The organism is Halobaculum rarum (assembly GCF_040025155.1).
GTDB lineage: Archaea > Halobacteriota > Halobacteria > Halobacteriales > Haloferacaceae > Halobaculum > Halobaculum rarum.
The window spans coordinates 568,953-591,693 of record NZ_CP157275.1 but is presented as its reverse complement, the minus strand read 5'-3'; the positions used below and the strand labels follow the sequence as shown (position 1 = coordinate 591,693).

At 70.1% G+C, this 22,741-nt stretch carries 26 protein-coding genes; 15 read left to right on the top strand and 11 right to left on the bottom strand.

Annotated features, from left to right (window positions below):
* The first annotated feature begins 46 nt into the window (after positions 1-46).
* Positions 47-349 carry a hypothetical protein gene (locus ABJD39_RS03125; protein WP_348612037.1) on the top strand — a complete coding sequence of 101 codons (303 nt, stop codon included), beginning with the start codon at positions 47-49 and terminating at the stop codon, positions 347-349.
* A gap of 128 nt (positions 350-477) precedes the next feature.
* Here ABJD39_RS03125 and ABJD39_RS03120 read toward each other — a convergent pair whose 3' ends face one another.
* Positions 478-612, bottom strand: coding sequence for a hypothetical protein (locus ABJD39_RS03120; protein ID WP_348612035.1), 135 nt, complete (start codon positions 610-612; stop codon positions 478-480).
* A 148-nt stretch (positions 613-760) separates the two neighbouring features.
* Between ABJD39_RS03120 and nth the strand changes: the two genes are divergently transcribed.
* Positions 761-1,444, top strand: coding sequence for an endonuclease III (gene nth, locus ABJD39_RS03115; protein WP_348612033.1), 684 nt, complete (start codon positions 761-763; stop codon positions 1,442-1,444).
* 89 nt (positions 1,445-1,533) lie between these two features.
* Here nth and ABJD39_RS03110 read toward each other — a convergent pair whose 3' ends face one another.
* Together ABJD39_RS03110 and ABJD39_RS03105 are read right to left on the bottom strand one after the other, a co-directional pair.
* On the bottom strand, positions 1,534-2,019 hold the full coding sequence (locus tag ABJD39_RS03110; protein WP_348612030.1) for a DUF7321 family protein: 486 nt from the start codon (positions 2,017-2,019) through the stop codon (positions 1,534-1,536).
* 78 nt (positions 2,020-2,097) lie between these two features.
* Positions 2,098-3,057, bottom strand: a complete 960-nt coding sequence (locus ABJD39_RS03105) for a cupredoxin domain-containing protein (RefSeq protein ID WP_348612027.1) — start codon at positions 3,055-3,057, stop codon at positions 2,098-2,100.
* A 288-nt stretch (positions 3,058-3,345) separates the two neighbouring features.
* Here ABJD39_RS03105 and ABJD39_RS03100 point away from each other — a divergent pair, with 288 nt between their 5' ends.
* From ABJD39_RS03100 to ABJD39_RS03065, 8 genes are all read left to right on the top strand, one after another.
* Positions 3,346-4,299, top strand: a complete 954-nt coding sequence (locus tag ABJD39_RS03100) for a DUF7319 domain-containing protein (RefSeq protein ID WP_348612024.1) — start codon at positions 3,346-3,348, stop codon at positions 4,297-4,299.
* A 77-nt stretch (positions 4,300-4,376) separates the two neighbouring features.
* Complete coding sequence (locus tag ABJD39_RS03095; protein ID WP_348612021.1) at positions 4,377-5,006, top strand: plastocyanin/azurin family copper-binding protein; 630 nt, start codon at positions 4,377-4,379, stop codon at positions 5,004-5,006.
* Between the two features lie 3 nt (positions 5,007-5,009).
* Positions 5,010-5,396 (top strand): DUF7318 family protein, encoded by a 387-nt coding sequence (locus tag ABJD39_RS03090; protein WP_348612018.1) that lies wholly within the window; start codon positions 5,010-5,012, stop codon positions 5,394-5,396.
* Between the two features lie 4 nt (positions 5,397-5,400).
* On the top strand, positions 5,401-6,207 hold the full coding sequence (locus ABJD39_RS03085; protein WP_348612015.1) for a cytochrome b: 807 nt from the start codon (positions 5,401-5,403) through the stop codon (positions 6,205-6,207).
* A 4-nt stretch (positions 6,208-6,211) separates the two neighbouring features.
* A complete protein-coding gene (locus tag ABJD39_RS03080; protein WP_348612012.1) occupies positions 6,212-6,979 on the top strand; it encodes a cytochrome bc complex cytochrome b subunit in 768 nt (255 codons plus the stop codon).
* Between the two features lie 193 nt (positions 6,980-7,172).
* Positions 7,173-7,637 carry a DUF7315 family membrane protein gene (locus ABJD39_RS03075; RefSeq protein ID WP_348612009.1) on the top strand — a complete coding sequence of 155 codons (465 nt, stop codon included), beginning with the start codon at positions 7,173-7,175 and terminating at the stop codon, positions 7,635-7,637.
* Between the two features lie 4 nt (positions 7,638-7,641).
* The gene (locus ABJD39_RS03070; RefSeq protein WP_348612006.1) at positions 7,642-7,902 is read left to right on the top strand and encodes a DUF7314 family protein; all 261 of its coding nucleotides are present in this window, start codon (positions 7,642-7,644) and stop codon (positions 7,900-7,902) included.
* 102 nt (positions 7,903-8,004) lie between these two features.
* On the top strand, positions 8,005-8,970 hold the full coding sequence (locus tag ABJD39_RS03065) for a cation diffusion facilitator family transporter (RefSeq protein WP_348612003.1): 966 nt from the start codon (positions 8,005-8,007) through the stop codon (positions 8,968-8,970).
* 50 nt (positions 8,971-9,020) lie between these two features.
* On the opposite strand, the gene ABJD39_RS03060 is transcribed toward ABJD39_RS03065, so the two are convergent.
* The 3 genes from ABJD39_RS03060 to ABJD39_RS03050 form a co-directional block, all read right to left on the bottom strand.
* Positions 9,021-9,482 carry a hypothetical protein gene (locus tag ABJD39_RS03060; RefSeq protein ID WP_348612000.1) on the bottom strand — a complete coding sequence of 154 codons (462 nt, stop codon included), beginning with the start codon at positions 9,480-9,482 and terminating at the stop codon, positions 9,021-9,023.
* A gap of 119 nt (positions 9,483-9,601) precedes the next feature.
* Positions 9,602-10,180 (bottom strand): S26 family signal peptidase, encoded by a 579-nt coding sequence (locus ABJD39_RS03055; protein WP_348611997.1) that lies wholly within the window; start codon positions 10,178-10,180, stop codon positions 9,602-9,604.
* 90 nt (positions 10,181-10,270) lie between these two features.
* The gene (locus ABJD39_RS03050; RefSeq protein ID WP_348611994.1) at positions 10,271-11,521 is read right to left on the bottom strand and encodes a tRNA (N(6)-L-threonylcarbamoyladenosine(37)-C(2))-methylthiotransferase; all 1,251 of its coding nucleotides are present in this window, start codon (positions 11,519-11,521) and stop codon (positions 10,271-10,273) included.
* Positions 11,522-11,721: 200 nt separating this feature from the next.
* Between ABJD39_RS03050 and ABJD39_RS03045 the strand changes: the two genes are divergently transcribed.
* The gene (locus ABJD39_RS03045) at positions 11,722-12,909 is read left to right on the top strand and encodes a PQQ-binding-like beta-propeller repeat protein (protein WP_348611991.1); all 1,188 of its coding nucleotides are present in this window, start codon (positions 11,722-11,724) and stop codon (positions 12,907-12,909) included.
* Between the two features lie 43 nt (positions 12,910-12,952).
* Here the strand turns inward: ABJD39_RS03045 and deoC are convergent, their stop codons facing one another.
* The gene (deoC, locus tag ABJD39_RS03040; protein ID WP_348611989.1) at positions 12,953-13,654 is read right to left on the bottom strand and encodes a deoxyribose-phosphate aldolase; all 702 of its coding nucleotides are present in this window, start codon (positions 13,652-13,654) and stop codon (positions 12,953-12,955) included.
* A gap of 136 nt (positions 13,655-13,790) precedes the next feature.
* On the opposite strand from deoC, the gene ABJD39_RS03035 reads away from it, so the two are divergent.
* Both ABJD39_RS03035 and ABJD39_RS03030 read left to right on the top strand, forming a co-directional pair.
* A complete protein-coding gene (locus ABJD39_RS03035; RefSeq protein ID WP_348611987.1) occupies positions 13,791-14,648 on the top strand; it encodes a DUF63 family protein in 858 nt (285 codons plus the stop codon).
* 178 nt (positions 14,649-14,826) lie between these two features.
* Positions 14,827-15,636 carry an alpha/beta fold hydrolase gene (locus ABJD39_RS03030; RefSeq protein ID WP_348611985.1) on the top strand — a complete coding sequence of 270 codons (810 nt, stop codon included), beginning with the start codon at positions 14,827-14,829 and terminating at the stop codon, positions 15,634-15,636.
* Between the two features lie 16 nt (positions 15,637-15,652).
* Here ABJD39_RS03030 and ABJD39_RS03025 read toward each other — a convergent pair whose 3' ends face one another.
* The 3 genes from ABJD39_RS03025 to ABJD39_RS03015 form a co-directional block, all read right to left on the bottom strand.
* Entirely contained in the window at positions 15,653-16,516 is an 864-nt protein-coding gene (locus ABJD39_RS03025; protein ID WP_348611983.1) for an isoaspartyl peptidase/L-asparaginase, read from the bottom strand.
* Between the two features lie 72 nt (positions 16,517-16,588).
* On the bottom strand, positions 16,589-17,428 hold the full coding sequence (locus tag ABJD39_RS03020; protein ID WP_348611980.1) for a CDP-alcohol phosphatidyltransferase family protein: 840 nt from the start codon (positions 17,426-17,428) through the stop codon (positions 16,589-16,591).
* Positions 17,425-19,485, bottom strand: a complete 2,061-nt coding sequence (locus tag ABJD39_RS03015; protein WP_348611977.1) for an aldo/keto reductase — start codon at positions 19,483-19,485, stop codon at positions 17,425-17,427. Before ABJD39_RS03015 ends, ABJD39_RS03020 begins: the two co-directional genes overlap by 4 nt.
* A 121-nt stretch (positions 19,486-19,606) precedes the next feature.
* Between ABJD39_RS03015 and icd the strand changes: the two genes are divergently transcribed.
* The gene (gene icd, locus ABJD39_RS03010; protein WP_348611974.1) at positions 19,607-20,869 is read left to right on the top strand and encodes an isocitrate dehydrogenase (NADP(+)); all 1,263 of its coding nucleotides are present in this window, start codon (positions 19,607-19,609) and stop codon (positions 20,867-20,869) included.
* A gap of 126 nt (positions 20,870-20,995) precedes the next feature.
* Complete coding sequence (locus ABJD39_RS03005) at positions 20,996-21,289, top strand: translation initiation factor (protein ID WP_348611971.1); 294 nt, start codon at positions 20,996-20,998, stop codon at positions 21,287-21,289.
* 82 nt (positions 21,290-21,371) lie between these two features.
* Here ABJD39_RS03005 and ABJD39_RS03000 read toward each other — a convergent pair whose 3' ends face one another.
* Positions 21,372-22,733 (bottom strand): NAD(P)/FAD-dependent oxidoreductase, encoded by a 1,362-nt coding sequence (locus ABJD39_RS03000; RefSeq protein WP_348611968.1) that lies wholly within the window; start codon positions 22,731-22,733, stop codon positions 21,372-21,374.
* Between the last annotated feature and the right edge of the window lie 8 nt (positions 22,734-22,741).

Here is a 22,741-nt window from a genome sequence, read left to right as displayed (position 1 = left end):
CGTTCGTTGCCGGCGACGTTTTCACCGCCCGCGTCAACCACCCACCGTGACACTCACCGTTCACGACATCCGCAACGGCATCCGAGGCGGTGTCGGCCGGTTCAAGCGCGAGACGACCGCGACGTTCACCAAGGAGGAGTTGGCGGCGCTCGCGGACGCGCTCGACGTACCCACACGCCATCGTTCGACGAACGATACGACCCGCGCGGCAGTCAGAGTTGCCGTCGGGGTCGCCGAGACGATCGAGGAGGCCGACACGGGGAGCTTCTCGAAGCCGGAACTGCAAGCGATCGCCGACGCGCTCGGCGTCGAGCCCGTCGAGGACGACGAGCCGGAGCCGCTGTACTGACCCGGAGTCAGAGGAATGAAACGGCGTACGCGAACGACGAGAACACCATCAGGCCGACGAGAAACAGCGCGAGCATCTGCTGACGGTCCATACCGTCGTGTCCGGTGGGACCGACAAAACGGTGACGCTCACAGGCTGAACAGGAGGTACGGAACGCCGAACAGCAGGAGCGTCATGACGGCGAGGATCACACCGTAGCCGGCGGCGGTGCCGACGGCCGCGCGGAACGACTCGTGATCGAGGGGGCCGAGGCCGAGGTTCATATCCCGTGATTCGCGGGGCTCGACTAAGTCGTTCCCCTCGACGTCTCGGGCGCCGCGGCGTCCGAGACGTCCGTCGACACCGCCCGTCGCGACACACTCTGCCGCCCGGGTCCGAACCGTTGAAGCCCGCGGCGGCGGAGGGGCGGGTATGGGAACGCCGCTGGACTCGCGCGAGGCGCAGGTCGTCGAGGTGCTCGATCGGCTCTACGAGGAGTATCCCGACACGGACATCTCGCTGAACTTCTCGACGGAGTTGGAGCTACTCGTCGCGGTCGTTCTCTCGGCACAGTGCACCGACGAGCGGGTCAACGACGTCTGTGCGGACCTCTTCGAGACGTATCGCTCCCCGGAGGACTACGCCGCGGCGACGGAGGAACAGCTCGCGGAGGACATCTACGGGATCACCTTCCACAACAACAAGGCCGGCTACCTGAAGGGGATCGGCGAGATCCTCGTCGAGGAGCACGACGGCGAGGTCCCCGACACGATGAGCGAACTGACCGATCTCCCCGGCGTCGGCCGGAAGACGGCGAACGTCGTCCTCCAGCACGCCCACGACGTGACCGAGGGGATCGTCGTCGACACGCACGTCCAGCGCATCTCGCGCCGCCTCGGGATCACCGAGGAGAAGCGTCCCGAAGCGATCGAGTCGGACCTGGTCGACGTCGTCCCCGAGAAGGACTGGCGGATGCTCACTCACCTACTCATCAGCCACGGGCGGGCGACGTGCACGGCCCGAACCCCCGACTGCGACGACTGCGTGCTCGCGGACATCTGCCCGTCAGAGCGGGGCGACGCCGGGGTCGACCTCGCCAGCGGCGAGGCGTGGTGACCCCCGCGGTCGAACCGAACGGCGGTCGGTTCCAGCCGAGCTGAACCCCACAGAGCCTGCGTGTGGAAGCGACGACCCGCGACATCGACTCACGCGATGTACAGTCCGTAGTAGCGGTATAGCCCGACGGCATACGCGAACAGCCAGAACAGCACGTAGCCGAACACCCCGACCCGGAGGCGCCCGCGCCAGGCGGCCATGTGCTCGTGGAGGTCGTTGAGGTTCGTGTCCGGGTCCTCGAGCTCGTAAAGGTCGGCGCCACGCTTCACCTGAAAGATGCGGACGATGCCGGTCAGCCCGAACACGAGCAGCGCGTACGCCTGCAGCCCGAGAAACGCGTGCAGCGCGGCGACGCCGCCGAACTGGTCGAGCAGCCGCGGCGCCATCCAGAAGGCGACGGGGATCGTGTTGAGAACCAACCCCGGGACGATGATCCGAAGGTGGCGCATGAGTCGATCCCAGGTGACGTGATCCTGGTCGCGCCCGACCATGATCCACGCCCCGTAGAGGTAGAACGGCAGACTCGCGGTCACCATCGCCGCGGCAGCCGTCGCCGTCGTCGCATCGGAGACCATCCGTCCGGCTCTCGGGGCGGGGACCCCCTAAGCCCTCCGACGGCGGCCGCATCCTCGGAGTGACGGCGGTCGAGCGCCTCACTCGTCGCCGCCGGTATCGCCGTCGCCGTTTGCGTCGTCGCCGGTGCCGTCGCCGTTGGTGTCGTCGCCAGTGTCGCTACCGTTGCCGTCGTCGCCAGTGCCGTCGCCTCCGCCGCCTCCGCCGCCTCCACCGGACCCCGACTGCACCGATTCGAGCGACTGCCACTCGACGGCTCCGGCCTCGACGATCGCCGACGGCTGCAGCGCGGGGTCGGTGAGCGTCACCCGCGCGAGTCCGACCGGTCCCGCCCTCGGCTCCGGGAGCGCGGACGGGTCCTCGGTCTCGAACGGGGCGTCAGGGTCGTCGCCGACGACGACGCGCATCGCCATCCCGAACCCCTCGTGCGGGGAACAGAGCAGGTCGTACACGCCCGGCGTGTCGAAGCTGTGGAGCCAGGTGTCCGGAACCGGCCCGCCGGCCGCAGCCTCTCCGTCGTCACCGGTTCCGCCGTCGTCGTCGGATTCTCCGTCGTCATCGGCTCCTTCGTCGTCCCCGTCCATCGGCTCCGCTGGCGGATCGATCATGTCTCCGGGAATAGAGGACGCGTTCCAGCCGAGCAACGGCGAGGAGAACGCCTCGACTCCGATCGGGACGCGTCGGCGCATGCCGTACGCCGGATGGTACGCAACGACGTTGTGATCCGGCGTCGCGAAGACGAACTCGATCACGTCACCCGGATCCACGTGGAGTCCCGTCGGCTGGTAGTAGAAATCGGCCGGACGTTCGGGGTTCGACGGCGGACCGCCGATCATCGTCCGAACCTCGTGTACTGTGCCCCGCTCGGACTCGTCCGGGATGGTCCCCGGTTCCTCGTCGTCGGCTTGGGCTGGCACGCGGGTGTCGTCGGTTCGTGCGGCCGCGCTTCCGCCGGCGACTGACAGCCCGGCTCCGATGCCGAGCGCCTTCATCACGTCACGCCGCGACTGTCCGTATCCTGGGATTCGATTGTCTCCCATGGACGTACCATCGACGGCGAATACGTTCGTTACTCGCTGAATGAATGTCCGCAAGCTGGCCCTGTTCTGCGGCAGTCAGCGACGTTTCGTCGACCCGTGGTCAGCTGTCTCGGCGTTCTGGCTTGTCCGGGCGGGAGGACGCGCCCGGAACCGCTCACGATCTGTCACGAAACCGCAACATACCGCGGACGGATCCCGGTACGGTCGGCCAATGCCGCCTCGTCTGCGCCGCCCCCGCTGCGTCGAACGTCGCGGCGCTTATGCGCCTACGACCCGGACGTAAAGGGGATGACCGACGCCTCGGACGAGTCGACGGATGCACACGCCGTCAACGCCGGGTCGGCCGACAACGCTCCTGGCGACGGTGGTTCCGACGACGGCGTATCCGACGACGACACACCCGGCGGGGACGCGCCCGGTGACGACTCCATCGAGGCGCTTCGCGCCGAGGTCGAGGAGAAGTACGACTTCGACGACTTCGGCCCGGCCGACATGGCCGAGATGACCGCGGAGGAGTGGGACGCGGCGTTCGACCCCGACGCCTGGATCACCGGACGGGATCTGCTCGACCGCGTCGAACGGGACCTGCGAAACCAGATCGCGTCCCGGGAGGTGTTCGCGGTGCTCGACCGGCGTAGCGATCCGCCGTCGGTCGTCGCCTACTCCGACGAGGGATGGGCGATCGTCTACGAGGACGGGAGCGTCGAAGGGGAAGGGACGGTGCTCAGGGACGTGAAACCGACCGTGGCCCTGTGCTCGATGGACTCCTACGAGGTCCGTGACCCGCCCGAGGAGTACGAGCTCCCGACTCCGGAGGAGGTCGAGGGAGGGACCGGGGAGTTCGGGAACCTGATGATCCAAGTGGTCGCGGCGATGCAGATCCTCGGGGGACTGGGCCTGTTCGTCGCGTGGCTGTTCTTGGGCGTCGAGACGATCGTCGCCCCCGTCATGGGCGGGTTCTTCCTCCTCTTGGGAGTGCTGTTGTTCGGGCTGGTCGCGAACGCCAGGCTGTCGGATCGATTCCGCTCCGAGGAGTACCGCGACCGACTCCGCGCGGCCGGTATCACCGACCCGGGCGAGGACGCCGAATTCATTCCGTTCGAGGAGGTCGCCGAGGAGGCGCTCGCGGCCGCCCGCGGGGAGGAACCGGACCCGCTCGACACGACCGTTTCACCCGCGGACCGCACCGGGGAGTCCGCCGGTGCGTCCGCCGGCGCGACCGTGGACGAAACCGACGGATAGCGGGCCGTTGTATGGGCTACGCGCCGGCCGAGAGGTCGGTGGGTTTATGCGCGCCCAACCCCGACCCTCAAACACCCATGAAGAGGCGGGACTTTATGCGACAGGCCGGCGGTGCGACGGCCGCCATCGGGGCGGGCGCGACCGCGACGGCCGGCACCGCCGCGGCCCAGGAGGGCGGCGGCGGCCAACGGCCCGACTTCGGCGGCTACACCGACGGTGCCGAGGGCGGCGAGTATCTCGACGCCCGCGGCGAGTCCGAGGTGACCGTCGAGGTCGGCGGCGGCGGGGGCCTCGCGTACCTGCCGACCGAGCTATGGATCGACACGGGAACCACCGTGGTGTTCGATTGGGTCTCCGACGGACACAACGTCCTGTTCGACGACAACCCCGGCGATGTCTCCGGCCACGAACCGCTGGAAGGCGAGGGGTTCTCCTTCGAAGTGACGTTCGAGTCCGGCGGGATCTACACGTACTACTGTGACCCGCACCGCTCGCTCGGGATGCTCGGGGGGATCGCCGTCGGCGAGGACGTCCCCACGGTGTCCGCGGGTGGCGGTGGCGGGCCGAAGGAACTGCACGACTTGGGCGTCGCCATTCAGGCCCACTGGGTCGGCGCCGCGACCATCCTCGGCATCATCATGAGCGTGATCTTCACGTTCTACCTGGTGAAGTACGGGGAGTCCGCTCACACGGGGACGGGGAGGTAATCCATGTCCAGTACCGGATCAACCTACGGCGACATCCACCGCTACGAACCGGCACGCGAGAGCACCGCCGCGGCGATCGCGATCGTCCTCCTGACGGTCGTGGAGGTCGTGTTCGTGTTCATGTTCACCTACGGCCTCGTCAACGGGTGGGGCCTCTCGGACACGGGGAACATGTTCCTCGGCGCCATCCTCGCGGTGGTCTTCATCGACCTGGCGTTCATCCTGGCGCTGTACCGGAAGGAGTTCCTCCCGGACGTCGTGATCGTGAAAAAGCGACGTCGCAAGTGGGAGGACCTCTACATTCGCGAGGAGGACGTGGACGGTGAGACCCTCGGTACCGGCGCGTGGGATCAGGTGAAACGCGCCGTCTACCCCTACTACAAACGGTGAGACGATGAGTCTGGAAAAGAAAGACGAGTACGACCACAAGAACTGGCTCGAGAGCAAGGACCTCACGCCGGTGGAGGCGACGTTCCTCACCGCGCTCATCTGGGTCGACAAGCGCCTCCGCATCGTCGATTACCTCGAACTGCTGGAGTCGCTGTACTACCGATCGAACCTCCAGATGCCGAAGTCGCACACGGAGCAGTACGACCTGGACAACAAGTTCTGGTACTGGTACGCGCTGTACACGCTGGGCTTCTTCAGCACGCTCGCGTACGTCGTGGCGGCGATATCGGGAGCACTATTGGGATTCTACTACGTGCCCGCGGTCGGCTCCGCGGGGCCGGGCGAGGCGTCGATCGCGTACAGCCAGATCGCGTTCATCATGCGAGACCTCCAGTTCGGCTTCATGCTGCGCTCCATCCACCGATGGTCCGCGCAGGTGATGACCGCCGCGGTCTTCCTGCACATGCTGCGCGTCTACTTCACCGGCGCGTACAAGGAACCGCGCGAGCTGAACTGGCTGCTCGGCATCGTGCTCATCTCGCTGACGATGGTGTTCGGGTACACCGGATACCTCCTGCCGTGGGACCAGCTTGCCTTCTGGGCCGGCCAGATCGGCGTCGAGATGAGCCTCTCGATCCCGCTCATCGGCGAGTGGGTCGCCCAGCTGTTGTTCGGCGGCTTCTCGCTGAGCCAGGCGACGCTGCAGCGCATGTACATCCTGCACGTGTTCCTGCTCCCGTTCGTGGTGACGACGCTCATCGCGATCCACATCGGCATCGTGTGGGTGCAGGGCATCGCGGAGCCGCACTAAGACAATGACCGACGACAACACCAACACGGACGACATCGAGACGGACGGTGGAACGGGCATCGTCGCGCCGGACGACGAGACCCCGACGTGGCGCGAGCGAAAGGAGCGCACCGAGGGGCTCTCCCGGCTGACGTACGAGTACTTCGAGCGCGCGCGCAGCGAGGACGAGAACCTCCGCCGCGAGTCCGACTACGTCGAGCGCGACGTGCTCGCGTTCCCGACGTGGCCCCACGAGACGGTCCGCAACCTCGCGCTCACCAGCTTCTTCGTCGGGATGATCATGTTCCTGTCGGCGACGCTACCGCCGCACATCGGTGCCCCGGCGAACCCCAACTCGACGCCGGCGATCATCCTGCCCGACTGGTACCTCTACTGGTCGTTCGGCCTGCTCAAGCTCGGCCCGCTCAACCCCGAACTCGCCATCCTCGGCGGCCAGAAGCTGATGGCCGACCGGACGTACGGCGTGCTCGCGAACGGCGTCATCGTCGGCGCGATCACCGTCGTCCCCTTCATCAACAAGGGGAGCGCGCGTCGACCCGTCGAGCAGCCGTTCTGGGCGGCCGTCGGCATGTTCGGCGTGACGCTCGCGTTCACGCTGTCGATGCTGTCGGTCAAGAACCTCATGCCGATGAACGTCGACCTGCTGTTCGACCTGACGTTCCTCGCCCCGCCGATCGTCGCCGCGATCACCTACGCGGTGCTGAAGACGATGCGGGAGGGGTACATGTACGACCTCAACCGTCGGTACTACCGGCTGCGCCCCCCGAAGTAGACGCGGTCGGGCGCGCCGGTCCCGCCTCCTCGTTTCGCGAGTTGTCCTGTTCTCGCCGAGCCCGTATCGTTCTCGCCGGGTCCGTTTCGCGACCGCCGTGGCGCTCAACTCGTCCGGGCCGCCGTCACCTCGATCGATCCCCGTACGAGAGGATGCCGCAGGACATAGTACCGTCGAGCCCCTTCAGCGAGGCATGAACGAGACGCCCCCCGAGGGGGACGCCGCGGGCGCGTCCGACGACGGTCCGCCGGGGACGACGGCCAGCGCCGACAGCGCCGCCGCACGAGGAGACGCGTCCGAGCCCGACGCGCCGGTCGCGAGCGGTGAGGGTCGCGCCCGCGACGTGGTTGTGCCGCTTGCGCTGTACAAGCGGGTCACCGCGTACTCAACGCTGGCAGCGGTGGTAGCGGTCGTGTTCGGCTTCGTCATGCTCGATGCGGCAACCCTCCAGGTGTCGCTGATGCGGCGGTTCGTGGTGGGCGTGGTGGGCACCGTCGGGATCGTTCCTCCGGAAACCCTCCTGACGGCGCTGTTCTCGCTCGTCGGCCTGGGATCGATCGCGTTCGGCGCCGGCGTGTACGTGCTGGGGTCACGGTTTCGGGCGGCCGGGATGGGCGCGGAGAACGGAAACTCTCAAGACGACGACGCCGAAGTGTAGGACAATGGCAGACGAGTTCATCAAGGGCCTCGGGCTGTTCTGCGGCGCGGGCCTCGCGTGGCTGGTGCTCGCGGGCTGGTACCGGACCCCCTCGTTCGAGAGCCCCAAGCAACTGATCGCGGCGCCCCCCGAGCCGAACACCGTCTTCGACGCCGTCAGCATCTTCCTCAACGACGTGTTCTTCTGGACGGCGATCATGGGCGCGCTGACGTTCTGGGTGCTGATTCCGGCGCTCAACCAGATCCGCGAGTCGTCGTCCGCGTAACCGCTTCGGTACCGGCGACGCCGCCGCGCCCTCCTCGATTCTCCGCTCTCCCCCGGTCCGAGGTGCGGAGCGCTTTTCATCGCCCGCGGTCCCACTGCCGGTATGGATCGCCGCGCGACCGTCCGCCGGGTCGGCGTCGTCATTCTGTCGGTCAATCTGCTGTTGGCGGTTGCGAAGGCGATCGTCTGGCATCTGACTGGGAGCCTGGCCGTGGGCTCGGAGGCGGTGAACTCCGTCGCGGACGTGGCCTACTCCGCAGTCGTGGTCGCCGGGCTGTTCCTCACGACGCAACCCCCGGACTTCGAGCATCCCCACGGCCACGAGCGCATCGAGCCGTTCGTCTCGCTGTTCGTCGCGGCGGGGGTGTTCGTCGCCGGGATCGCCGTCGCCTACTCCGGGGTCACGGCACTGCTTTCGGCCGGCCCGCCGCGAACAGTCACCGGCGGGCCCCTCGCAGTCGGGGTGCTCGTCGCCACGGGTGCGGTGAAGCTCCTCCTGTACCGCTACTGCGTGCGCGTCGGTCGACAGCGGGACTCGCCGGCGCTGGTCGCGACCGCCCTCGACAACCGCAACGACACGTTCACCGCGCTCGCGGCGCTGATCGGTGTCCTCGGGGCGGCAGCAGGATACCCGATGCTCGACCCGCTCGCGGCGGTGGCCGTCTCCGTCGGTATCCTCTACACGGGCTATGAGATCGTCCGCGACAACGTCGGTTACCTGGTCGGCTCGGCGCCGCCGGCGGACCTGCGAGCGGAGATCCTCGACCGGGCGCTCTCGCATCCGGAGGTCCGGGGCGCCCACGACGTGGTCGCCCACTACGTCGGCCCCGAAGTCGACGTGAGCCTCCACATCGAGGTCGAGGGCGAGCGCTCGCTGTTCGAAGCCCACGACATCGAGACCGAGGTGGTCGAGTCGATCCGGGCGATCGCCGCCGTCGACGACGTGTTCGTGCACGTGGACCCGAAAGAGCTCGGCGAGTGGAAGGAGGCCGACGACGCGCGGATCGCCGCCGAGGAGGCCGACGGCGCCGAGCCGGACGTCCGTCCGCCCGACGCTGTCGACCGCTAAGCGCTCGTGACGGGACCTCCGGATGGGTCAGTCCCGGCCGGCTCGTCCCGTCAGTAGAAGTTCACCTGGTGCCCGTCATCGCCCGTTAGCGACACCAACGGGTCCGCCCGGTCGACGGTCGCCTCGCCCGAGTCGCCCGTCTCGATGCGCGCGGCCAGCCGGCTCGCCGCACGGATCGCGGCCGCCAGCTCCGCCCGCTCGTCGCCGGTCGTCGCGACGCCCGCGACGACGGTTCGACGGCCGGCGACGCGGTCGCGCTCGTGGACCGCGAGCGCTTCGTCGTCGCGGGCGCCCGCGCCGGAGATCACGAGGTCGCGCGGGTAGTCGTCGTGGCGGAGCGTGACGCCGTCGGCCGGGAGCCGATCCTCGAACTGCACCACTTCGGTGCCGACGCGCCAGCCCGCCGGAACGAGCGCGTCGACCGGGATCTCGTGGAGGATATCCCGGAGGGTGCGCTCGGTCGGCGTCGCGCACAGGTCGCCCGCGCGGCCCTCGCGGGGAGGTGGGGACATGACTGTCAGTACGTTGCTATCGTGTATCAATCCGGCGGCTATCCGAACGGGGACGCGCGCCGCCGTCAGCGTCGGCCGCGCCCGAGTGCTCCCGAGCGTTCTCGGGCGCACCCGGCGTCTCAGGCGCCGGTGAGCGCGAGTCGGATGTGGCCGAGCAGCGGGATCTTGACGCGCGCTTCCGACCGAACCCGGTCGGCTGTGACGATCGGGGAGTTACCGTTCACCTGATCGTACTGTCCGTTGGCGTCGCCCTTGGTGATGAACCCCGTCCGTGGCGCCGGACAGCGAGTCAACTCCGCACAGGAGTCGACGCCGGCCGGGAGATACTCGGGGTTCGCCTCGTCGTACCAGTTCTCCCCCCGCTCGACGTGGAAGTGCGCTCGGTGGATGATCGGCGTCCCGGGCAGCGCCGGCGAGGAGAACACGATCACGTCGCCGCGTGCGCCGAGTGTCCGGCTTTCGGGCGGCGCCTCGTGGGCGGTTCGGACGCCGGCGGCCGTCCCGTCGGCGCCGAAGCGAGTCGGCTCGGAGACGACGACCAGGTCGCCGCGCTCCATGTGCGGCTCCATGCTGCCCGACTGGACGGCGACCATCGGCGGCCACACGCCGACGACGGCGAACAGCAGCGCCGCGACGACGGCCACCGCCAGCGCCGTGCTCGCGGCGTCGCGGAGTGCCTGTCGGAGGGCGCGGATCACGACCGGAGGTACGGGCGGGAGAGAATCAGTCTTCGGGTCGGACGCGGCTCGACCGTCCGAGACGCGGGAGTGCGGCCGGCGTTCGCCGCGTCAGACCGGATCGCCGAAGGCGTACATCGTGTTCTGTCCGGTGACCTCCACGTCGAGGAAGTCGCCGGGTTCGACGCCGTGCTCGTCGGCGTGCTGGACGATCACCTGCCGGTAGGCGCCGTCGCGGCACTTGACGGAGTCGCCGGTGCCCTGCTCGACGACGAGCACGCGGCGCCGGGAGCCGACCATCGCCTCGTACGCCTCGCCGACGATCTCGCGCTTGGCCGCGCTCATCTCCTTCGAGCGGTCCTTCTTCGTCTGACCGCCCAGCCCTTTCATGTCGGCCGCCTCGGTGCCGGGTCGCTTGGAGAACCGGGTGACGTTCACCTTCTCCGGACGGATCTCCCGCAGCAGTGCCATCGACTGCTCGTGGTCGTGGTCCGTCTCCGTGGGGAAGCCGACGATGAAGTCCGTCGAGAGCGTCCACTCGTCGAGGCGCTCGTCGAACGTCTCGACGATCTCGAGGAACCCCTCGACGCGGTGTTGCCGGCGCATGTCCTCGAGCACGTCGTCGCTGCCGGACTGCACCGGGAGATGGATGAAGTTGTACAGCTCCTCGTTGCTGGCGAACACGTCCGCCAGTTCCTCTCGGATGCCGTGGATCCCGCCGGGGTTGGCCATCCCGACGCGCACGCGGAACTCGCCGTCGATGTCGCAGACGCGGTCGAGCAACTCGGGGAGCTTCCGCTCGCCCTCGTCCCAGCCGTAGACGCCGGTGTCCTGTCCGGTGATCCGGATCTCGGTGGCGCCGGCGTGGACGAGCGCCCGGGCCTTCTCGACGTTCTCGGCGACCGGCGGGGAGTCGATGCGGCCGGTCGCGAACTTCGTGATGCAGTACGAGCAGTTGCTCATGCAGCCGCGGGCGATGGGGAGAATGCCGACCTCCCCGTCGAGGACGGGGGCGGTCCCCTCCGTCGGCGTCGGACATTCGCCGTTCATGACGGCCGTGGGGACGTCCTCCCAGTGGAGCACCCGCGCGTCCACGTCCGCATCGGCGAACTGTTCGCCCTGCGCGAGCGCCATGCAGCCGGTGACGATGAGGTCGGCCGTCTCCTCGGACAGCTCCTCGGCCCGACGCAGCATGTTGCGCTCGGTCTTCTCGACGACCGTGCAGGTGTTGAGGATGGCCACGTCCGCCTCGGCCGGCCCGTCGACGGGGCGGTGGCCGCCGTCGCGGAGCCGGCGCTCGATCTCGCGGCTCTCACCCCGGTTGGACGTGCAGCCGTAGGTCTCGATGTGGTACGTCGCCATTCGCGTGGACGGATCTACCCGCGCGCGAGGTTAAGGGGTGCGGTCCGGGGTGAGGATGCGGCCCGGAGTGAGGGTACGGTCGGGGGCGCCGCAGCGGTTCGGGGTGACGGAACCGTTCGAGGTCACGGTCCGGTCCACTCTGATCTGCCCCGCGGATGGGAAACGGATATACGCCGTCCGTCGAAGGATCCGGCGAACTAATGCCTTCGCGCCGCCGGCTCCTCTCCGGGCTCGCCGCCGCCGGAGCCGCGGGGTTGGCGGGGTGTTCCGGGGGCGGCTCCGGCGGCGCGAACTTCTCGCCCGGTCGCGAGTCGAACACCGAGTGGCCGCTCCCGGGGCACGGCCCGCGCGCGAGGAGTTACGTCCCCGACGCCGTCGCGCCGCGCACGCCGCCGACCGAGCGCTGGCGCGCGGAGACGGGGCGGGCGGTCGGTCGGGTCGTCGTCGCCGACGGGACGGTGTTCGTCGCCGCCGAGGACGGGCTGTCCGCGCTGCGCCTGCGCGACGGCGAGGAGCGCTGGCACGTTTCGATCCGGCCGTACGGCGTCGCGGTCGCCGACGGCGTCGCGTACGTGTCGAGTCGTGACGAGCCGCTGGTGTACGCCTTCGAGGTCGATACCGGCGAGGAGCGCTGGCGCGTCGAGACGAGCGCGGACTTCGCGGCGGCCCCGCTTCCCGCGCCCGCCGCCGACGCGGTGATCGTCGGCGACACCGCCGGGCGGGTCGCGTCGCTGGCGCCTCGAACCGGGGAGCCCCGCTGGACGTTCGAGGCGTTCACCGGCGTCTACTCGCTGGCCGCGCGCGACGACCGGATCTACGTGGGGACCACCGGCGGCGAGGCGTACGAGCTGCACGTCGTCGAGACCGAGGCGGGCGACCCCCGCGGCGTCCCGCTGTGGCGCCGCAAGCTTCCCGGCACCGTTCGCGCGCTGACGGCGGCGCCGGGGTCGGTGTACGCGGGCACCTTCGGCGGCGGGATCGCCCGACTCGCGACGGGACCCGCGGCAGGGCGCACGGAGTGGCACGCGCCGGAGGCGCCGACGGTGACCGGCGCGCTCGTGCACGCCAACGGGCTCGTCGCCGGCGCGGGCTCGGAGGGCGTCTCGGCGTTCGGCGCCGCCGACGGCACCCGGCGGTGGCGCGTCGCCGTCGACCGCGTCGCCCCGGTGTCCCCGGCGGTCGCCGCGGGCGACACGCTGTACGCCGGCGTCGGCGGGGCGCTCCGGGCGTACGCGCTCGGCGGCGGGATCGGCGTCGGTCCCTATCGAGCGGACGTGGAGCGCTGGCGCCGCGAGCTTCCCGTCAGAACCCTCGCGATCGCCGACGGCGCGCTCGTCGTCGCGTCCGACGACCTCGACGGCTCGTCGGGCGTCGTCGTGCTGGAGTGATCGGCGGTGGCACCGCGGTCACGCCCGCGGACGTGAAGGAAGCTCAGGCGTCCGGGTGGCCGTCGACGATGGCGACGCCCGAGGACGCGCCGATGCGGACGGCGCCCGCCTCCAGCATCGCGATCGCCTCCTCGTAGCTGCCGACGCCGCCGCTGGCTTTCACCGGGAGGTACTCGCTCATCAGTTCCACGTCGGCGACGGTCGCGCCGCCCCCGGCGAATCCGGTGGACGTCTTCACCATCGCGGCGTCGGCGTCGCGAGCGGCCGCACACGCGCGTTGTTTCTCGTCGTCGGTGAGCAGCGCGGTCTCGATGATCACCTTCACCGGGAGCGGGGCGGTGGCGACCACCTCGGCGATGTCCTCGCGGACCGCGTCGTCATCGCCAGCCTTCAGGCGGCCGACGTTGATCACCAGATCGAGTTCGTCGGCGCCCGCGCGCCAGGCGTCCTCCGCCTCCGCGCGCTTGGCCGCCGGGGTGTGTTGTCCGTGCGGGAAGCCGACCACCGTCGCGGTCGTCACGTCGGGGGCGTACTCGACGGCCTCGGCGACGTAACACGGAGGGATGCAGACGTTCATGCCGTGGTCGGCCGCCTCGTCGAGGACGCGCTCCACGTCCGCGAGCGTCGTCTCCGGCCCGAGAACCGTGTGGTCGATGGTCGCGGCGAACTCCGCGAGCGGGAGCGACGCGGGGTCGTCGATGGCGTGGGCGTCGAACGCGTCGGCAGTGTCGGCGTCGTCGGTCATGTCGGTCACTCCGACGCGCCGCCCGGAAAAGCTACCGAGTGGCGGCGATCGGGACTCGCCGGTCACGCCTCGGCGCGATCGAGCGAGTGCGCGCCGATTCCCCAACGCTTTCACCCGCCGGCGTGCCCCCACGGGCATGGACGCTCTCGCCCCCATCCGCCGGCCCGCGCTCCCGGGACAGGTGCTCCCGGCGGGGTTCGGGCTGCCGCCGCTGCCGTACCTGCTGGGGCTGGCGCTCGCGCTCGCTGCCGTCGGCCTCGGTCTCCGGCGGCGCGACCCCGACTTCGGCGGGCGCCACGTGCTCGCGCTGGTCCCGTGGATGTGCGTCGGCGCCGCCGGTCACGTCCTGTACGCCCTCGGCGCGCTTCCGGCTGCCGTCATGCCGCTGTTCGGCACGCCGAGCGCGTACCTCACGACCGCGGCGGTCGCGGGGATCGTGTGGCTCGCCGCGCTCTCCGTCGACCGCGTCGGCGACGACGCCCTCGCGCTCGGCGTCGCCGGCGCGGTCGCGCTCGTTCCGGCCGTCGTCGGCGTCGTCGGTCACGGGGTCGCGAACGGGACGCTCTCCCCCGTGCTCCCCGCTGCCGGGCTGGTCGGCGGCGGCTCCCTCGGCATCGGCGTCGGAGCGCTGCTGTACCGCGTTCGCGAGCCGCCCCGGATCGCCGGCCGCGCGGGGCTGCTCGCCGTCGCCGCCCACGGCGTCGACGGCGTCACGACCGCCGTGGGGATCGACCTGCTCGGCTTCGGGGAACGAACGCCGGCCTCCCGGCTGATCATCGAGTTCGCGGCCGGCCTGCCGACGGCCGACGCGCTCGGCGCCGGCTGGCTGTTCGTGCTCGTGAAGCTCGCGGTCGCGTGTCTGGTCGTCGTCGCCGTCGCGCCGACCGTCCGCGAGGAGCCACGCTACGGCCACGCCCTGCTCGCGCTCGTGACGGCCGTCGGGCTGGGTCCCGGCGTCCACAACGCGCTGCTGTTCGCGGTGGAGGTCGCCTGATCCGACTCGGACTCCGGAGCTGCCTCCCATCGCCGGACCGACCGATTTCGGATCCATGGGCGACCGCTCTCGGTTCCTTCTCGGAATCGACTCGCTATGTGGAACGGAGGCATACCCACGGCCGCCCGAATCCGAACGAACATTTATGGACAATACGTGGAATATACAGTTGTCTATCATGTCGTACTTCGAGACGAACGACGGCGTTCCGATCTACTACGAGGACCACGGGGAGGGGGACCCGATCCTCCTGATACACGGCTGGACGATGAACGCCGAGTACTGGTGGCAGAAGAACGTCGAAGCGCTGTCCGAGGAGCACCGAGTGGTCGCGCTCGACCTCCGCGGCCACGGGCTCTCGGGGAAGACCGACCGTGGACACACGCTCGCGCAGTACGCTCGTGACGTGCGTGAGCTCGTCCGGACGTTGGGACTGACCGACGTGACTCCCGTCGGCTGGTCCATGGGGACGGCCGTGATCCTCAGCTACGTCGACCAGTTCGGGACCGACCGCCTCTCGGGTGCCGTCTTCGCCGACCAGAGCCCGAAGTTCCACAACGACGAGGAGTGGCCACACGGGCTTCTCGGGGAGTTCTCGGGCGAGGCCGCGACCGAACTCGCGACGAACCTGGAGTACGACCGTCCGTCGGCCGGCAAGCCGTTCATCGAGGCGATGTTCGCGGACCCGCCGGATCCGGACACGGTCGACGAGATGTACGCCCAGACGACGAAGACACCGACGAACGTCACCGTCGATGTCTTCCTCGATATGACCTACTCCGACCTCCGCCCGGTGCTCGGGGAGATCAACGTGCCCGTGTTACTGCTCTACGGCGAACAGAGCAATATCTTCCCGACCGACGTGGGAGCGTGGCTGGAGGGCGAGATCCCCGATGCGAGGCACGTCCCCTTCGAGGAGAGCGGCCACTGTCCGTTCTGGGAGGAGCCGGAGAAGTTCAACGAGGAGGTAGCCTCCTTCGTGGGGTAACCCGCGGAGGATCGGACTACTCGTCGGTCGCGACGCTCGTCTGCATCCCTTCGGAGTTGTACGCCGACCCCGCGCCCGCCTCGTCGAGGACGATGACGCCCGCCGAGGAGCCGGTCAGTTCCCCGAACTCCGCGATCGCGCGGTCCGCCGCGGCCTGCGCGTCTAGCCCGTTCTCCAGGTGACGAACGGCTCGGCGCGTGAGCGTCGCCTTCGCGATGTCCTCGCCGGCGCCGGTGGCGCTGGCGCCGCCCGCGGGCGCACAGAAGAACCCCGAGCCGATCTGGGGTACGTCGCCGACGCGGCCCGCGAGCGCGAACGTGCGCCCGCCGGTGGAGGTGCAGGCCGCGAAGGTGTCCGTCTCTGGATCGTGTGCGACTGCACCGACCGTGTCGTGACCGCCGAACTTCTCCTCCAGCCACTCCAAGTGAGCCTTCGGCCCGCCGGTAGGTTCGGGGGGATCGGCGTCCTCGTAGTCCGCGCGGCCGTCGTCGGTCAGCAGCTCGCGCTCGACCTCGACCCCGAAGTCGTCGGCGAGGTCGACCGCGTGAACGCCCGAGACGAACACGTGGGGCGTCTCCTCCATGACGACGCGGGCGACACTGGCCGCGTTTGCGACGCCCGGCATCGAGGCGACGGCGCCGGCCTCGCGCTCGTCGGTCATGATCCCCGCGTCGGTGCGGACGACGCCGTCCGACTGGACCGCGCCGCCGTAGCCGGCGTTGAATCGGGGGGACTCCTCCAGCACCTCGACCGCCGAAATGACCGCGTCGACGACGGTCGACTCGTCCGCGCCGGTCTCGGCGGCCTCGTCGAGGACCGCCTGTCGGGGTTCCGGTTCGTCGGGGACGCCGCCGGCGCCGCCGTGGCAGATAACTCGCATGGGAGTCCCGGCGGCGTCGGCCCGCATCAATCCACGGGAACCGGCGCGGCGGGGGGGCACGAGGACGGTCGGTCAGTCGTCGCCGCCGGCGCCGGCCACGTCGCTCGCGTTCGTGGGCTCGTCACCCGTGTCCTCGCCCCCGTCGCCGCCGGTCGGTTCGGAATCCCCGTCGCCGCCCCCGAGGTGCCCCGCGACGACGAGGTAGTCGCGAACGAACACCGCGAGCGATGGCACGACGACCACGCCGGCGATCACGGCGACCACCGACGGCGGGAGCACGGGCGCGAGCGCGACGGCGATGAACGCCATCTGGATTCCCGCAAGCGGTCGCCGAACCCGGCTCGGCGGGAGGTCGGACACGGGAAAACCGCGTCGCCGGCGGCGCCAGCAGCCCAGCTTGAACAGGTAGCGTGCAGCCGACAGCGTCAGGTACCAGAGGGGGATCCGTCCCCACTCGACCCCCGCAAGCGGCGCGACGAGGAACCCGAGCGTGTCGATCCCCATGTCCAGTTTCTCCCCGAGGACGGTCGGACGACCGAGGCGGCGCGCGATCGCGCCGTCGACGGCGTCTAGCGCCGCGCCCGACCCGTACAGCAGCGCCGGCGCCCACGCCCACGGTCCCGCGAGCGCCCCGGTCAGGACGAACCCGGCGACGCCGGCGTACAACAGCCCGCGTCCGAGCGTCACCGCGTTCGCGACGCCGACGCCGTCGGCGAGCGCGTCCGGGTCCCCTGGCGGATGATTCAGCTCGGTTCGACGGGAGAGGAACACGCCCTCCCAGGCGACGACGACGGCCGCCGGGAGCAGCCACGCGCCGGCGACCTCGGGGCCGACCCCGGCGGTTATCGCTCCGGCGCCGACCGCGAGCGCGATCGCGAGTACCGTCGCGACGGCGACCGGACCGAGGATCATCGTTCGAAGTCGGGGTCGGCCAGCGCGTCGAGGCGCGCGCGCTGGTCGGCGGTCAGTTCGACCCGCGCGGCCGCGAGGTTCGAGACGACGTGCTCGGGGTCGGTGCTGGCGGGGATCGGAACGACGCCGGCGGCGACGTTCCACGCGAGGACGGCCTCGGCGGGCGTCGCGTCCGCCTCCGCGGCGACCGCGCCGACGACGGGGTCGTCGAGCAACCCCGGCGCGGACAGCGGCGAGTGCGCGATCACGCGGATTCCCCGCTCGTGACACCAGTCGACGAGATCGGCTTTCGGCGCGTACGGGTGGCGCTCCACCTGTACCAGTGCGGGCTCGATGCCCGTCTCGGCGACGAGGTCGCGCAGGACGGAGAGATCGACGTTGCAGATCCCGATCGTCCGTGTGAGTCCTTCCTCGCGGAGCGCGGCGAGGTCGCGCCACGTGTCCGCGAGGTCGCGGTCGGCCGCCGCGCGCTCCCCCTCGTCGTCGGTCGGGAACGTCAGCGCCTCCTGCTCGTCGACCGGGCGGTCCGCGAGACGACGCAGTGGCCCCTGGTATGTCCACGCCTCCGGCCAGTGGAGCGCGTAGCAGTCGAACGCGTCGACGCCCAGCTCCGACAGCGACCCCTCGCACGCCTCCCGGAGGTGGCCGTGGTTCGTGTTCCACGCCTTCCCGAGCAGGAACAGCCCCTCTCGATCGGGCGTCCCGGGCGACGCGAGCAGGTCGCCGATCCGCGATTCGTTGCCGTACAGCTCCGCCGAGTCGAGCAGGCGGTACCCCGAGTCGAGCGCGGTTCCGATCGAATCGACCCGGTCGACGTACTCCCCGTCCCGATAGCGCGAGCACCCGAAGCCGACCGGCGGAAGTCGGAGGGCGGCGCCGTCGGGAACCCCGGACGCGGGCGGTCGGACGGTCGGGGCCGACCGGGAGTCGACGCCCGCGAGGGCGGCGAGGTCGCGGTCGTCAGTTCCGGTCGCGCCGACGCCGCCGACCGCACGACCCGTCCCCTCCGGATCGGTCGCCTCCGCTTCGATCGCGGCGCAGACGGCGGCGACGTGTGCCGCGCGCCGCGCCGACGCTCGCGGACGGTCGCCGCGATCGATCGCCCGAGCGAGCCGTTCGGGGCCGTCGAGGTGCGAGCGCTCGCGTCGCGGGCGTGGCTGCGGCGCGGACACCGAGTCGCGGTCGCCGCCGCGGACACGGACCGCGTCGCGCTCGGCGGCCATCGCGCCCGCGTCCGCGAGATAGAGGGTGCCGTCGTCGCCGTGGCACTCCAGCGAGTAGAACTCGCGGCTGCGGTGGTCGGCGTACAGGCTCGCGCGCAGGGAGACGACCGGCCCGTCGGCGAACTCGACGGTCGCCTCGACGTGCGCGGGCGCCTCCGGCCGGCGCGTCTCGTGGTCGGGCCAGGCGTCGACCGCGTCGGCCGAACGAACGCGCGCGACGGGGCCGAACCAGTCGACGAGGACCGACAGCGGGTAGACCGCGCCATCGAATAGCGGGCCGACTGAGAGGAAGGAGTCGGGCCGCTCGTGCCACTCGGTCACGCGGCCGACGTGGGCCGTCGCGTACACGAGCCCCACGTCGCCGAGGCGGCCGTCCGACAGGAGCGTCCGCGCGTGACGCTGGGCGTCGCAGTCCGGGGCGATCGGCGCACAGCCGAGCGCGAGGTCGCGATCGTGGGCGATCCGGAGGAGATCGGCGGCCTCCGCCGGATCGAGCGCCAGCGGCTTCTCGGAGAAGACGTGTCTCCCCGCCTCCAGGCAGGTCCGCGTCACCGGCGCGTGGGCGGCGTGACTCGTGAGGTTCACGACGATCGGGGCCGATTCGGCGTCGAGCATCGCGTCGAGGTCGGCGTAGACGGCGGGCGTGTCGCGGAGCGGGGCGGCGTCGACGCCGTCGTCGTCCGCGTCGCCGGTGCCGTCGGCGACGGCGCGGACGAACGACGCCGCTCGGTCGCGGTCGAGGTCACAGACGGCCGCCGGCGACAGCGGCGAGTCCGCGAGGCCGGCGGCGTACTGACGCGCGACGGCGCCCGCGCCGACGAACAGGCAGTTCACGGTCGTGACACGTCCCGGTCGGACAAATAACCGGAGGTCGAACCGCCGCGCCCTCCGGCGAATCGGGGTGGAGACGGAGAACGGCAGACTTTTTCTCGCGCCGTCGGAAGCCGGAGGTGCTATGAGCTACGATATTGCCGAGCGTCCCGAAGACGGCGAGGTCATCAGCCTCGCCGACGAGGAGACCGGCGAACTCGACGTTCCCGAGAACCCGATCATCCCGATCATCCACGGCGACGGGATCGGTACCGACGTCGGCCCTGCGGCCCAGAAAGTACTGGACGCGGCCGCCGAGGAAACGGGCCGCTCCATCGCGTGGATGCGCGTATACGCCGGCGAGTCCGCCCGCGAGAAGTACGACGAGCACCTTCCCGAGGAGACCGTCGAGGCGCTCCGCGAGTTCCGCGTCGGCATCAAGGGCCCGCTGACGACGCCCGTCGGGTCGGGCTTCCGCTCGCTCAACGTCGCGCTGCGGAAGACGCTCGACCTGTACGCGAACGTCCGCCCGACGTTCTACCTCGACGGCGTCCCGTCGCCGGTCAAGAACCCCGAGGAGATGGACATGATCACGTTCCGGGAGAACACCGAGGACGTGTACGCCGGCATCGAGTGGGAGGCCGGCACCGACGAGGTCGAGCAGGTCCGCGAGTTCGTCGAGGGGGACATGGGCTTCGACTCGACCATCCACGACGGCCCCGTCGGCATCGGCGTCAAGCCCATCTCGGAGTTCGGCTCCAAGCGCCTCATCCGCCAGGCCATCGACTACGCGATCGCCAACGACCGCGACTCGGTCACGCTCGTCCACAAGGGGAACATCATGAAGTTCACCGAGGGCGCGTTCCGTGACTGGGGCTACGAGCTGGCCGAGGAGGAGTACGGCGAGGACGTCATCTCCGAGGACGAGCTGTGGGAGGAGTACGACGGCGAGCAGCCCGAGGGCACGGTCGTCGTCAAGGACCGCATCGCCGACAACATGCTCCAGCAGCTCCTGACCCGAACGGACGAGTACTCGGTCATCGCGACGATGAACCTCAACGGCGATTACATGTCCGACGCCGCCGGCGCCCAGATCGGCGGCCTCGGCATCGCCCCCGGCGTCAACTACGGCGACGGCAAGGCGCTCGCGGAACCCGTCCACGGCTCCGCCCCCAAGTACGCCGGTCAGGACAAGGTCAACCCGACCGCGATGATCCTCTCGGGCCGCGAGATGCTCGATTACCTCGGCTGGAGCGACGCCGCGGACCTCGTCCGCGACGCCGTCGAGCAGCAGATCAGCGAGGGTCGCGTCACCTACGACCTCGAACGCCAGCGCGAGGGCGCCACGAAGCTCGCCACCTCCGAGTTCGCCGACGAGGTCGTCGAGCGCATCCACGACCTCGCGTAAGCCGACGACCCCGTCGCGGCGTCGCCGGCGGCCGACCCCGTCGAAATCGCGGTGCGACGCCGACTCGGGCGCGACACACGCACGAACGCACTTCCGTTTTTCACGCCTCGCTACGTACGAGTGAGCGTGGGAGATACCCAAGGGGATCCCTTCGACGGGATCCCGGACGACCTGACCGCGGACCTGGACCGCTCCGAGCAGACGCTCTCGGTTCGCGTCGAGCGACGCACGTACAACAAGCCCGTCACCGTGATCGAGGGGTTCGACCCCGACGCGACCGACCTGAAGGAACTGGCCTCGGAGTTGAAGCGCGCCGTCGGCGCGGGCGGCACCGTCGACGACGCCGCCATCGAGGTGCAGGGCGACCACGAGGAGCGCGTCCGCGGCCTCCTCGAGGAGCGCGGATTCAGGCTCGCGTAGCTCCCGTTTCGGGCGCGACCGTCCCGAACCACACTCACGAACCGGACCCGTAGCGACGCCGCACCCGCGACGATTCCGGTGACTAGTTCCCGAGGATCCGGTCGGCGCACTCGTAGCCGGCGACGACGCCGCCGTTCAGGCTCCGCTCGGGGTACTGCGCCTCGCTGGCCATTCCCGCGTAGTACAGCCCGTCGGCGACCTCGTCCGCGAGGTCGTAGGGAACGACCATCTCGCGGTAGCCGCGCTCGTAGACGGGCGCGGCCCGCGGCGCGCGGGCGATACGGAACTCCGAGACGGCGTCTCGCGAGAAGTCCGGAAACATCTCCTCGACGTGGTCGAGCCAGCGCTTCTCCACCTCCGCGTCGCTCGCGTCCCAGAGCCACTCGTCGGGCGACTGGACGTAGCTGGCGACGTACAGGAGGTGGTCGCCGCCGTAGCGCTCGGGCGGCACGAAGTTCGTGTGCTCGATGAGCGCGCCGAAGGGGGCGTCATGGCCGATGTTGAGCCAGTAGGTGTCCGTCAGCGGCCCGTCAATCGTCGCGACCGCACAGACGGCGCCCTGGAAGTCGATGTCGCAGACGTAGCCGGTGAGGTCCTCCAGCACGTTCGGCATCGTCGCGACGACGACGCCGTCGACGGTCTCCGTCCGCGTCTCGCCGTCCCGTTCGACGGTGACCGTGGAGACCGCGTTCCCGTCTCCCGTCTCGTCCACGTCGCCGCCGGCGTCGCCACCGGCATCGTCGGTGTCGAGGTCGACGACGCGCGCGTTCGTCTCGATGTGCTCGCGGCCCACGTCCTCGATCAGCGCGTCGATGACGGGCGCGAACCCGCCGTCGAAGTAGCCGAGGATCTCCCCGCGCAGGAGGTCGCGCTCGCCGCGGAACTTCACGCGGCCGAGCAGCCACGCCGCGCTCACGTCGTCCTTGCGGGAGCCGAACTTGGCGTCGAGGAGGGGCTCGAAGAAGTTCTCGTACACGCCGCGGGTGGTGTGCTCGATCAGGAAGTCCCTGATCGGCACGTCCTCGAAGTCCGCGAGGTCGTCATACGTGTCGAAGGAGGGGATCCCGCCGCGCACGTCGATCTCGAGGGTGAGCATTCCCAGCCGGAACTTGTCGTACACGCTCATGTGCGGGTACGCGAGGATCTGCCAGGGCGTGTCCAGCGGGTGGACGACGCCGTCGACGTAGTAGGCGTTCTTGCCGACGAGCCACTCCAGGCGGTCGCCCAGCCCCAACTCCTCGGCTAACTCGACGATCGTCTCCTCGGACTTCGAGAGGTGGTGGTAGAACTGTTCGATGTCGTCGCCCGCGGTCTCATAGGTACGTGCGAGCCCGCCCAGCGCGTCGTCGCCGCCGGCCTCGTACACCGTCACCTCGCGCCCGTTCGCGCGCAGGCGACGCGCGGCGGCCAGACCCGCGATGCCGCCGCCGACGATAGCGATCATGTCGGTGC

Bases quoted from the DNA above. Each gene is read 5' to 3' on its own strand.
- ABJD39_RS03075 (WP_348612009.1), top strand. From the start codon at position 7,173: ATGAACGAGACGCCCCCCGAGGGGGACGCCGCGGGCGCGTCCGACGAC.
- ABJD39_RS03060 (WP_348612000.1), bottom strand. From the start codon at position 9,482: ATGTCCCCACCTCCCCGCGAGGGCCGCGCGGGCGACCTGTGCGCGACG.
- ABJD39_RS03120 (WP_348612035.1), bottom strand. From the start codon at position 612: ATGAACCTCGGCCTCGGCCCCCTCGATCACGAGTCGTTCCGCGCGGCC.
- ABJD39_RS03020 (WP_348611980.1), bottom strand. From the start codon at position 17,428: ATGATCCTCGGTCCGGTCGCCGTCGCGACGGTACTCGCGATCGCGCTC.
- ABJD39_RS03045 (WP_348611991.1), top strand. From the start codon at position 11,722: ATGCCTTCGCGCCGCCGGCTCCTCTCCGGGCTCGCCGCCGCCGGAGCC.
- ABJD39_RS03100 (WP_348612024.1), top strand. From the start codon at position 3,346: ATGACCGACGCCTCGGACGAGTCGACGGATGCACACGCCGTCAACGCC.
- ABJD39_RS03080 (WP_348612012.1), top strand. From the start codon at position 6,212: ATGACCGACGACAACACCAACACGGACGACATCGAGACGGACGGTGGA.
- ABJD39_RS03110 (WP_348612030.1), bottom strand. From the start codon at position 2,019: ATGGTCTCCGATGCGACGACGGCGACGGCTGCCGCGGCGATGGTGACC.
- ABJD39_RS03070 (WP_348612006.1), top strand. From the start codon at position 7,642: ATGGCAGACGAGTTCATCAAGGGCCTCGGGCTGTTCTGCGGCGCGGGC.
- ABJD39_RS03105 (WP_348612027.1), bottom strand. From the start codon at position 3,057: ATGGGAGACAATCGAATCCCAGGATACGGACAGTCGCGGCGTGACGTG.
- ABJD39_RS03090 (WP_348612018.1), top strand. From the start codon at position 5,010: ATGTCCAGTACCGGATCAACCTACGGCGACATCCACCGCTACGAACCG.
- nth (WP_348612033.1), top strand. From the start codon at position 761: ATGGGAACGCCGCTGGACTCGCGCGAGGCGCAGGTCGTCGAGGTGCTC.
- ABJD39_RS03030 (WP_348611985.1), top strand. From the start codon at position 14,827: ATGTCGTACTTCGAGACGAACGACGGCGTTCCGATCTACTACGAGGAC.
- ABJD39_RS03000 (WP_348611968.1), bottom strand. From the start codon at position 22,733: ATGATCGCTATCGTCGGCGGCGGCATCGCGGGTCTGGCCGCCGCGCGT.
- ABJD39_RS03065 (WP_348612003.1), top strand. From the start codon at position 8,005: ATGGATCGCCGCGCGACCGTCCGCCGGGTCGGCGTCGTCATTCTGTCG.
- deoC (WP_348611989.1), bottom strand. From the start codon at position 13,654: ATGACCGACGACGCCGACACTGCCGACGCGTTCGACGCCCACGCCATC.
- ABJD39_RS03095 (WP_348612021.1), top strand. From the start codon at position 4,377: ATGAAGAGGCGGGACTTTATGCGACAGGCCGGCGGTGCGACGGCCGCC.
- ABJD39_RS03050 (WP_348611994.1), bottom strand. From the start codon at position 11,521: ATGGCGACGTACCACATCGAGACCTACGGCTGCACGTCCAACCGGGGT.
- icd (WP_348611974.1), top strand. From the start codon at position 19,607: ATGAGCTACGATATTGCCGAGCGTCCCGAAGACGGCGAGGTCATCAGC.
- ABJD39_RS03085 (WP_348612015.1), top strand. From the start codon at position 5,401: ATGAGTCTGGAAAAGAAAGACGAGTACGACCACAAGAACTGGCTCGAG.
- ABJD39_RS03035 (WP_348611987.1), top strand. From the start codon at position 13,791: ATGGACGCTCTCGCCCCCATCCGCCGGCCCGCGCTCCCGGGACAGGTG.
- ABJD39_RS03025 (WP_348611983.1), bottom strand. From the start codon at position 16,516: ATGCGAGTTATCTGCCACGGCGGCGCCGGCGGCGTCCCCGACGAACCG.